Genomic DNA, 10,046 nt, shown 5'->3' on the forward strand with positions numbered 1-10,046 from the left:
CTTAGAACCCAAACTCGCCATTTTAGATGAAACCGATTCAGGTTTAGATATCGACGCTTTAAAATCAGTCGCCGAAGGCGTAAATGCTCTTCGAAGTTCTGAGAGATCAATGATCGTCATCACTCATTATCAACGACTTTTAGATTATATTGTTCCTGATTTTGTTCATGTCCTTTCAGACGGAAAAATTGTAAAATCAGGAGATAAATCTCTTGCTCTTGAATTAGAAGAAAAAGGTTATGCCCCATCATCTCAAGGGGTACATTAATGACCATGCCTACCCTTTCTTTTTCTGATTCATTTGACGTCATCAAGACGCGCAAAGAATCAAGCTGGCTTCAACAAGTACGCCTTCATGCTTATGACCGCTATTTGACTTTGGGTTTACCAACTACAAAAGATGAACAATGGCGTTACACAAGCCTTTTAGAAATGTCTAAAAACTCATTTAATATTCAGACCAAAGCTGATTTAAAAAAAACAGATGTGAAAATTTCTGATATTAAAAGGTTTCTCTTTAGTGAACTCACATGTCATCGACTTGTATTTGTAGATGGTGTCTTTACACCGAGTCTTTCACAAATAAATACTCTACCTCCTGGTGTAACACTGAGTAATCTTCAAGAGGGTATTGAAAAACATGGTCCGATACTTAAAGATTACATAACAAGCCTTAATCAATCTTCAGAAGGTGCTTTGCAAGCACTAAATCTTGCCCTCATGACCGAAGGTGTGGTCTTGCACCTTGATAAAGAAGTCACTCTAGGCTCACCACTACATCTTGTTTATGTTTCAACCGATAGTGATCAACCTAAAATGTCTCACCCGCGCAATATCATTATTGCTGAACAAGAAAATCAAGCCATCATCATTGAAAGTTATGTTTCACTAGGAAGCCCTGTTTCTTTGACCAATACGGTAACCGATCTTATTATCGGGCCAAATTCAGTGCTTGATCACTACCGGATTCAAGAAGAAAGCTCCAACGGGTATCATGTGGCGCGCCTTAATTCGCTACAAGCTAGTAATAGCCAAGTTAACTCCCATAATTACTCTTGGGGAGGTAAACTTTCACGTAACGAAATTTTAATAAAACTCAATGCTGAAGGCAGCGAATGTCATCTTCACGGTCTTTATACGGGTAAAAACTCACAACATACTGACAACCACACTGTGATTGAACATCTTAAGCCCCATACAAAAAGTGTTGAGTCATACAAAGGTATTCTCAATGACAAATCTCGCGGTATATTTAGCGGAAAAATATTTGTAAAAGCTGATGCTCAAAAAATCGACGCTCAGCAGAGCAATAAGAATCTTTTACTTTCAGATGATGCCACTGCAAACACGCGCCCTCAGTTAGAAATTTATGCCGATGATGTGAAATGCAGCCATGGCGCAACAATTGGTCAGCTTGATTCTGAAGCACTATTTTTTCTTCGTGCACGTGGCATTGGCCTTAAAGAGGCCAAACATATTTTAACTTTAGGATTTGCAAGTGATGTATTTGATAAAGTACGTATTCCTGCTGTGAAAACGTATCTTGAGGGCCTTCTCAGGGAAGTCTTGTGAGTTATAACATAGAAAAAATTCGTAAAGATTTTCCGATCCTGCACCAACAGGTTCATAAACGCCCATTGGTATATCTTGATAACGCTGCCACATCTCAAAAACCTCAATGTGTTATTGATTCAATGAGCAAGTATTACCAACACGATAATGCCAATGTTCATCGAGGTGTTCACGATTTAAGCGAGCGTGCTACACGTGATTATGAAAATGCGCGCATCGTGATTAAAAAATTCATCAACGCTCGAGACACCAAAGAAGTCATATTTGTTCGCGGCACGACTGAAGGGATCAATCTTGTCGCAAGTACTTATGGTAGACGCAATATCAAACGAGGCGATGAAATTATTATTTCAGTAATGGAGCATCATTCTAACATCGTGCCCTGGCAAATGCTCTGTGAAGAGACCGGTGCTGTTTTAAAAGTTGTACCCGTCAATGCTGCAGGCGAATTCTCAATGTCTGATTATGAAAAGCTGTTAAATCCGAAAGTAAAATTTGTTTCAGTGGTTCATATTTCAAATGCTTTAGGTACAATTAATCCAGTTCAAGAGATCATTGAAAAAGCACACAAACTAAATATTCCAGTGCACATTGATGGCGCTCAAGCAGCACCTCATTTACAAATCGATGTTCAAGTACTTGATTGCGAATTTTACACAATCTCGAGCCACAAAGCATACGGGCCAACAGGTGTTGGTGTACTTTATGGCAAAGAAAATTTGCTTGAACAAATGCCTCCCTATCAAGGCGGCGGAGATATGATCAGCACAGTATCATTTGATAAAACTCTCTATAACATTTTGCCCTATAAGTTTGAAGCTGGCACCCCTAATATTGCAGGGGTCATTGGTTTTGCTAAAGCACTTGAGTATATTACTGAAATTGGATTAGAAAACATAGCTCGACATGAAAATGAACTTTTAGAATATGCCACACGTGAAATTTCAAAAATAAGTGATGTTCGTTTAATCGGTACTGCTCAAAAAAAGGCCAGCGTGCTTTCTTTTATGATCAAAGATATTCATCCCCATGACATTGGAACAATTTTAGATCGTGAAGGTGTGGCCATCAGAACAGGGCACCACTGCGCTCAACCTTTGATGTTGCATTTTGAAGTACCCGCCACTGCACGCGCTTCTTTTGGAATGTACAACACGATGGCTGAAGTAGACACGTTCATCCGCGCTGTTCGTAAAGTGCAAGAGGTGTTTAAATGAGTGAATTAAGAGATCTCTATCAAGAAGTTATTATTGATCATTCAAAACGCCCTAGAAATTTTCATAAAATTGCAAACACAAGCCATAAAGGCGAAGGATACAATCCACTTTGCGGTGATAAAGTGAACGTTTATCTTGAAATAAAAGATGGCAAAATAATTAATGCAGCGTTTGAAGGGTCAGGATGTGCTATTTCCACAGCTTCTGCCTCAATGATGACTGACATCATGAAAACTAAATCTATAGTTGAAATTGAAGCACTGTTTAAGAAATTTCAAAACCTTGTAACAGGCCTTGGCAATAGCAGTGAAGGCCCTGATTTAGACAAATTAGAAATTTTTGAAGGAGTAAGCGAATTTCCCGCAAGAGTGAAATGCGCCATACTCCCCTGGCACACAGCAATGCTTGCATTAAAACAAGAAAACACAGTAGCAAAAACAGAATAACAAAAAGGTATGACCAAATGTTACATGAAAAAGTAAAACTAAAAAGAGATACATCCGCCATTCAAATCCCTAGTGGAACAGTAGTAACTCTTGCACTTGGCACACAAGTTACGATTACCCAATCTTTGGGTGGTTCTTATACTGTCATTTCAGAAGATGGTTTTATGGCGCGGATTAATGCTGAAAACGCTGATGCATTAGGTAAACAACCCTCAGATATCAAAACCTCAGCTACTGATAAAACTCAAGAACAAGTTGGGCCACTCACTCAAACCCAAATTGAAGAAAAGGTTTGGGAGCAGCTTAAAACCTGTTATGACCCTGAAATACCTGTAAATGTCGTTGAACTTGGACTGGTTTATGAATGTAAAGTCACAGCCATTGATGATGGTTTTGACGTCGCTGTTGTCATGACTCTTACAGCCCCTGGTTGTGGAATGGGCCCAGTACTTGCCGGTGAGATTGAAAGTAAAGTGAGAGATATCCCCGGTGTGAAAACGACTCACGTTGATGTTGTATTTGATCCAGTTTGGGAGCAAAGCATGATGTCAGAAGCTGCAAAACTTCAATTAGGATTTTTTTAATTAATTACCTTAAGCAAATCAGCGGCACATTTTTGTGCGAGCCTTTCTCTTTCTTGAGAAATTTTAAGTAAGATGTCTTCACCTTCAGCCGTCGGCAATAGTTCTGTGAATGAAGCAATCACTGAAGAAATCGCAGCTTGAAGAGGCATTAAGTCTAAAAGTGGTGGATTTTTCATTTCAACAAGTGCTTTTCTAGCTTCAGGAGTTTTTGTTCGATCCCAAAGCCAACTCAATAAAATTTTTCCTCGAAATTCAGCTGCTAATTTTCCATCTGGCGAGACATTCAAAGGTGCATTTGCAAAGTGAACTTTTATTCTCACATTAAAACCAGGAATAACCTCAGCTTTGTTATTAATCCAAAAGCCCCAGTGTTCGGCTAATCTCAGGGCATCATAAATTAACTGAGCTTGTTTTAAAGTTTTAAACTCATCAACTTCCCAGCTCAAAACAAGTTTTTCTACTGTTGTGGGATCGTTTTTTAAGGCTGAATCAATTTGATCTAATGAAGTTACAGTAATTGAATCTGCAATCACAAGTTGAGAGAATGCTAAAACCAGCGTGAAAACAATCGCAACTTTATTGATACTTAGGCTTTTCATATGACTCCCTAGTAAGCTTATAGGGAGTATATCTATGCAAGAACATGCCAAAACCGAGGTCTTTCACTTAGATTATGAGCATGAATTAGAAGTAAAAAAGTCAGTGTGAATAAAAAAAATACAGCTTTAGACGTAATCACCCCTCTTGATCTTTTCTACTAATATTTTCTCAGGCATGATCGGGTCTCTTGGATTGACGGTGAAAAACGCTTGTTGCTCACAACGTCGCTTGTTTTTGAGTAGCCATTTTAAAATTTCAGCCACGTCTTTGTTTCGCTTATCTTTAAAAAATGGATCATTTTTTAAAGCATCATCGGCTTTTTTAAGAGCTCGAACTTCTTGAATGTCATTTTCTCTTACTGGGTAGTCATTAAGATCATATTTTTTAATGTCTGCAGGTAGTACTCCTAAAAATCTAACTTCAGGGGCCGAGAAATCAGAATTACGAATCAAACTTGCGGCAGAACCTGCTTTGAGAGTTCTATAAATATTTTGCATTGTGTACGCGTCGAGATCTCCGAAAAAATAAATAGGAACCTTCAATTGATCTTGAATAAGTCGACACCAACCGCGAACAGCGTTACTGGGAACACCTTGAGCACCCATCAAGATTGCATTGTTTCGCTTGCAAAATCCGTTGGCTACTAACGTATTTGCCGTACCTTCAGATTCTACAACTAGACAATAATCAATTTTCTTACGAGCCTTGAGCTGTAAACTTTGTGGTCTATTTTTAGGCTGAAAAGGGCTTGTACCAAGTGTACTTAAATCAACAACAGCTTTATCACCGTCGGTCATTGTCTCTGTTACTACAAGTTGATTGCAATAGGTTTGACCACCGCGATCGTTGGCGTAACAATTGAGTTCTTCTCGATAACATTCCATCATCTCGCAAATAAAATCGATAATAGAATCACTTTCATCTTGGTCAGCAAAATCTAAAGGTTTAAGAGCCGGATTATGTTTAATTTCACCCTTACTGATGTAATAAAGCTCACGCTTTGTATTCACCGCACCTGTATCGATATTACGCAGTATGATCTCTAGCATGAATATCGCTCGAGACATTTTTTGAACAGATGAAACGTTAAGTTCAGTGCGAACTTTTTTACCACCGGGTGTGAGATACCCAACTTTAAAATCGTATCTACAATTATCAAGTGAACATTTCGTTGCTTCTAAAATGGGACGTTTTGCGTTTTCAAGATCTTTAAGTAAGACCTGACAAAGATTTTTTGAAACCTGAACAATATCTTGTCCTTTTGCCATTTTTCTTTCCTCTTACTTACGAACGCTTGGTTGAAGTTTTTTTTTGCCTTTTTTATCTTTAGTTTTAACTTTTTCTATTTTGACTTTATTATTTTTAACTTTTTTATTTTTCCCTTTTTCAGCCTTGGTTTTACCTTTGGCATCAACTGCACCGGGAATCTCCTCATCTGCTGGCCCTGTAGCATCCAGACTTGCGCCTTCATCATCGATACCAAGAATTAATTTTTGCTTATCTGCTAAAGCCTGCTTGCCGACAACTGCATCTGCTAATTCTTGTTTAGCTACTTTAGTGTCGCGACCCAAGAGTTTCATCAACCCCTCTTCAGCTTTTTTCTTTCTAGCGGGCGACGCATCTAAAATACGTACGAGCCCTTCGACTAAAATAGGGCCAAATTGCTCGATATGGCGCAATTTATTCTCTAAATCAAAAGCACGATCTTCAGCTCGAATATGTCGCGAGAGTTTTTGCCCTGCTTGTATCAGCGCAAGGCGTAATTCATTTACCAACTCATCTGAAGCATCGACCGTTTCTTTTGATGCGTTCTTAAATTTAATAAATGGTGACACAAGACTAATCGCAATAACGTAGGGGCCGTAAGGAATACTGTCTTTAGGTTGCACTAACCCATATGTACGCCAGTTCACACTTTCGATGGCCTTAACAATCGCACACGCTGACTTGTCAAATTGCAAAGGAACTCGATTTGCAAACCGCAACACCTGAACAGATGAATCTGTCGACCCAACTGATCTTTCTTTAAGGCGCGCAATTGCAACTTCAACAACCACAGGTTTAAAATCACAAATTGTGGGTTTTCTTGTAACAACGCTAAAAAAATCGACATCACCTAGGCGCTGAATGCTTTTTGAAAGAGCTTCTTCTCCGATTGTTAAAACCGATTTTGTACTTGGAGACATTAATTGAATTTTTTGGAGCGTAGAATAGACTTCTTTAAAGTCACCTTCTTTTGCATTATCAACTGACTGTGTAAGCATGGGGCGTTTAAGACCTGCGGCAACGAGTTCTTTAAGTGTACCTTCGTGAACTCGTGAGAATCCTTTTTTCAAGAAATCACCAACACTCACTCGCCCAAATAAATGAGAGTGCGCAATAAATTCGCCAAGCTTCATTGTATGTGGATGTGGTGATGTGGCCTCTGGAATATCAGGAACAGTGTTTGATACTCTTTCAATTGTTACTTCATCTTGATCTAAAAGTTTGTAGTGCAAGGTAAGATGCGGGTTCACAAGTGTTGTACCGGTAAGATAAGTGAGAAGACCACCTTCACCACCGACTTGTGCTCTTCCGTCGATGAGAAACTCTACAGAAACTCCATGAGGGCGATCCCACTTAAGAGTTTCTTTATTTTTCATCACACCTTTATTGTGTTTAATATCAACTTCAATGGTTGCAGAAATTGCTAAGCGCATTGATTTTGTTTTACTGATGACTTTAACACCTGTGGCATTTGTCATTTGAGCCCAAGTAGTGGCAGCTGAAATACCGATACCTTGTTGGCCACGAGAGCATCTTCCACGGCCAAATTTTGAGGAGGCAAGATATTCGCCAAATACTCGAACTAAATCGTCACCTTCTAAGCCGGGACCATTATCTTCTACTTTGACTCGAACGAGATCTGAATTTTTAAGACTACCGACTCCAACTTTTTCTATGATGACATTGAGTTCTGGTAAAATACTTTCTTCTTCACAAGCATCAAGTGCATTATCTACAGATTCTTTGAGTGTTGTTAATATTGCTTTTGTTTGTGATGAGAATCCGACTTGTTGCAAATTTTTAGCAAAATATTCGGCCGTACTACTTGATGTTATGTTCTTTGCCACAGACGCCCCTTGTTGCCGGTGTGTTACTCATATCGCGTTACACACACTATTGTCTTGAGTTTACATTTAATCTGGCAACTTGGAGTTTATTTGAAGAGAATCCAATTGGCAACAGGGAGCTTACCGTTTGGGATACTAGACTAAAATCCCCGCGGAATTACGCTGCAGCGTATCAGCACCCGCTATTAGCTGCGACGATTGCCGCCTGAAGCCATTTTGTTTTTCTGAAGGCGAAGATCTCTGAGTTGTTTGTTAAGCGCTTCTTGTTTTTTCTGTAATCGAGATTGCGCGGTACTCGCTTTAGCAAAGCGCACTTTTACTTCTGACATTTTAATTCGAATATCCTGACGCTTTTGGGTGAGATCTTCTATTTTGGCATTAAGTGATTCAATATTTCTTTCTTTTACTTCGGTTTGTGCCTGAAGCTTTGTTAATTGCTGGGATTCCTGTGATAGAGCCTGACTTTCGCGCTGAACACGTTCGTTTTTCTTCTGAATTGATCTGGCAGTTGCTTCGTTGCGATTTTTTAACATCTGAAGCTTTGCTTTTGCTTGTTTGATTTCATTTTGAAGACGCCCGGCTTCACGAGAATTGAATTGATCATCTTGCTTGAGCTGATCTACTTGAGTTTGTTCAAACTCAGTTTCCATTTGAACTTCCGCCAGTTCATCCATGGCAGGATTCTCTGTGCTCGCCTTTGCATTAAACGTCAAACCCGCAACAACAAACAAAACAACTACAATATACTTCATAACAACTTCCTTCAACTTTCATAACGCATTTCACGCGTCCAATTCAACTAGCCAATGGCTCTAAATCTTAGAGTACATGCCGAATCATCGCAATTTCAATGCCGCCTCTGAGAGCAAACTAAAGGGAGATAGGTTGTTTGTACGGTGAAGAATTTACTGCCCGGCTACGTTTTTGGGCTCTAAATTGGGTATTGCCTCTTGTTTTGTAGCTCTTGCGCCAGTTTAAAAATCTTTAAAATTTTCCGCGCTGGCGCGGGTGAATTCAGCCTGCTTACGGTTGGAGAATTCACTGCCATTGTGATGCGATAGCACTGAACACGATGTGATCTACGAAATGATCGTACAGCCATTCATTATCACGCAGAATACCCTCACTCTTCATACTCAGGCTCTTTGGAATTGCTTGACTTGCAGTGTTGCCGGTGGCGCATCTAATTTCTATTCTATTTAAACTAAGTTTTTTGAACGCATGGTCTATCAGTATTTTTGTGGCTTTCTTTGCAAAGCCTTGGCCTGTAAACTCTTGCCCAACCCAGTATCCAATCATCGCTTTTTTATTCATAAAATCTATATCTCTTAAATTAATGATTCCAGCGATTTGGTCTTGGTTCCAAATTAAAAAACAGAGCGCTTTATTATCTTTAATTTCAGAAAGAGTTTTGTTTATAAATTTCCCCAGATCATCTTCAGTCTTAGTGACATCGAGCCAGCCAAGCCATTCACGTAAGTAGATGCGATTCTTGTCGATGAGTTTCATAAAGTGAGAGCAGTCCCGCTGTTCAATTTGTCGTAGTTCTAATTGTGAATTTATTTGAAGATTGTCCATGACTCGAAGTTATCTAGGGCAAGTGTTTTGAGCAACAACTAAATGCTAAAGGTATTAGTGGTATCAAAAGAGATTAACATTAAAATTTGATTTTAATATTTATAAGTTTTGTCTTTATTTAAATAGATAAAGATAAAGATATAATCTTTAAGTAAATTTTTTCAAAAAAGATTATTAGCTGAATATTAATATTACAAATCTAATTCCAATAACAAAATAGCTTTTTTAAAAAATTCCTCTTGACCTGTTTTACGATTCAATAAGAAGAGCTGTGCCGGGCAATTAAAAGAAAGACTTTTGTTTTAAATTCTGCGCGAAAAAGATGCCGTGGTGACTGTTTTAGCGCTCGTCTCAATAATTTTAGCTATGCAGCGAATGGTATTTAGATTTTCTCAAATTTAGCATTTTAAAACCTATGGTACTCTTCATTGGACCTTAAATTTCAAGGGTTTTTAAACAGAGGGGGAAATCAATGATCAATTTAAAATCCATAAACGACGATGTTTTACTCAATGAGACACGGAAACTTGTTCAGCAGGAACGAGAGATTTTGTCTCACATACTTCATCATCTCCGAGAAATTGAAAGACGCAGGCTTTTTTCAAAATTAAAGTACAGCTCTCTTTTTACCTATGCCCTCAAAGAGCTAGGTTATAGCGAAGATCAAGCCTATAGACGCATTCAGGCAATGCGACTTTTAAAAGAACTTCCAGAGATTGAAGAAAAAATTAATAAGGGCTTACTTAATTTAACTCATCTTGGTATGGCTCAGTCTTTATTTAAAAGAGAAGAAAAGATCCAGAGAGCCTTTTCAAAGCTTGAGAAAATAGAAGTTCTAGAGAAACTAGAAAACACCTCAAAGCTGGAAGCTGAGAAAATTGCTGTTTCTTTTTCAACAAACCCAGTTGTTCCAATCGAAAAAGTCAGAACTATTTC

The 10,046-nt window shown here is 38.6% G+C and carries 11 protein-coding genes; 6 read left to right on the forward strand and 5 right to left on the reverse strand.

Translation table 11 applies throughout. The features are described from left to right. The 5 genes from sufC to sufT all read left to right on the forward strand — a co-directional run. On the forward strand, positions 1-268 hold a 268-nt coding region (gene sufC / locus SGI74_13730; protein ID MDZ4678553.1), incomplete at its 5' end, for a Fe-S cluster assembly ATPase SufC. Beyond that, positions 268-1,572 carry a Fe-S cluster assembly protein SufD gene (sufD, locus tag SGI74_13735; protein ID MDZ4678554.1) on the forward strand — a complete coding sequence of 435 codons (1,305 nt, stop codon included), beginning with the start codon at positions 268-270 and terminating at the stop codon, positions 1,570-1,572. The genes sufC and sufD, both read left to right, overlap by 1 nt. Further along, the gene (locus SGI74_13740; protein ID MDZ4678555.1) at positions 1,569-2,789 is read left to right on the forward strand and encodes a cysteine desulfurase; all 1,221 of its coding nucleotides are present in this window, start codon (positions 1,569-1,571) and stop codon (positions 2,787-2,789) included. The genes sufD and SGI74_13740 overlap by 4 nt, the downstream gene beginning before the upstream one ends. Further along, a complete protein-coding gene (locus tag SGI74_13745) occupies positions 2,786-3,235 on the forward strand; it encodes an SUF system NifU family Fe-S cluster assembly protein (GenBank protein ID MDZ4678556.1) in 450 nt (149 codons plus the stop codon). The genes SGI74_13740 and SGI74_13745 overlap by 4 nt, the downstream gene beginning before the upstream one ends. Before the next feature lie 17 nt (positions 3,236-3,252). Continuing rightward, on the forward strand, positions 3,253-3,819 hold the full coding sequence (sufT, locus tag SGI74_13750) for a putative Fe-S cluster assembly protein SufT (GenBank protein MDZ4678557.1): 567 nt from the start codon (positions 3,253-3,255) through the stop codon (positions 3,817-3,819). Here the strand turns inward: sufT and SGI74_13755 are convergent. From SGI74_13755 to SGI74_13775, 5 genes are all read right to left on the reverse strand, one after another. Beyond that, positions 3,816-4,418: a hypothetical protein gene (locus SGI74_13755; protein ID MDZ4678558.1), complete on the reverse strand. Its 603-nt coding sequence runs from the start codon at positions 4,416-4,418 to the stop codon at positions 3,816-3,818. The two genes, sufT and SGI74_13755, sit on opposite strands and share 4 nt — an antisense overlap. Before the next feature lie 126 nt (positions 4,419-4,544). Further along, positions 4,545-5,687, reverse strand: a complete 1,143-nt coding sequence (locus tag SGI74_13760; GenBank protein MDZ4678559.1) for a DNA topoisomerase VI — start codon at positions 5,685-5,687, stop codon at positions 4,545-4,547. A 12-nt stretch (positions 5,688-5,699) separates the two neighbouring features. Next, positions 5,700-7,532 carry a DNA topoisomerase VI subunit B gene (locus SGI74_13765; GenBank protein MDZ4678560.1) on the reverse strand — a complete coding sequence of 611 codons (1,833 nt, stop codon included), beginning with the start codon at positions 7,530-7,532 and terminating at the stop codon, positions 5,700-5,702. A gap of 185 nt (positions 7,533-7,717) precedes the next feature. Further along, positions 7,718-8,284 (reverse strand): hypothetical protein, encoded by a 567-nt coding sequence (locus tag SGI74_13770; GenBank protein MDZ4678561.1) that lies wholly within the window; start codon positions 8,282-8,284, stop codon positions 7,718-7,720. A gap of 286 nt (positions 8,285-8,570) precedes the next feature. Then, positions 8,571-9,110 carry a GNAT family protein gene (locus tag SGI74_13775; protein MDZ4678562.1) on the reverse strand — a complete coding sequence of 180 codons (540 nt, stop codon included), beginning with the start codon at positions 9,108-9,110 and terminating at the stop codon, positions 8,571-8,573. A gap of 472 nt (positions 9,111-9,582) precedes the next feature. Here SGI74_13775 and SGI74_13780 point away from each other — a divergent pair. Further along, positions 9,583-10,046: hypothetical protein (locus SGI74_13780; GenBank protein MDZ4678563.1), on the forward strand; the 464-nt coding region annotated here is incomplete at its 3' end.

It is taken from the genome of Oligoflexia bacterium (assembly GCA_034439615.1).
Taxonomy (GTDB): domain Bacteria; phylum Bdellovibrionota; class Bdellovibrionia; order JABDDW01; family JABDDW01; genus JAWXAT01.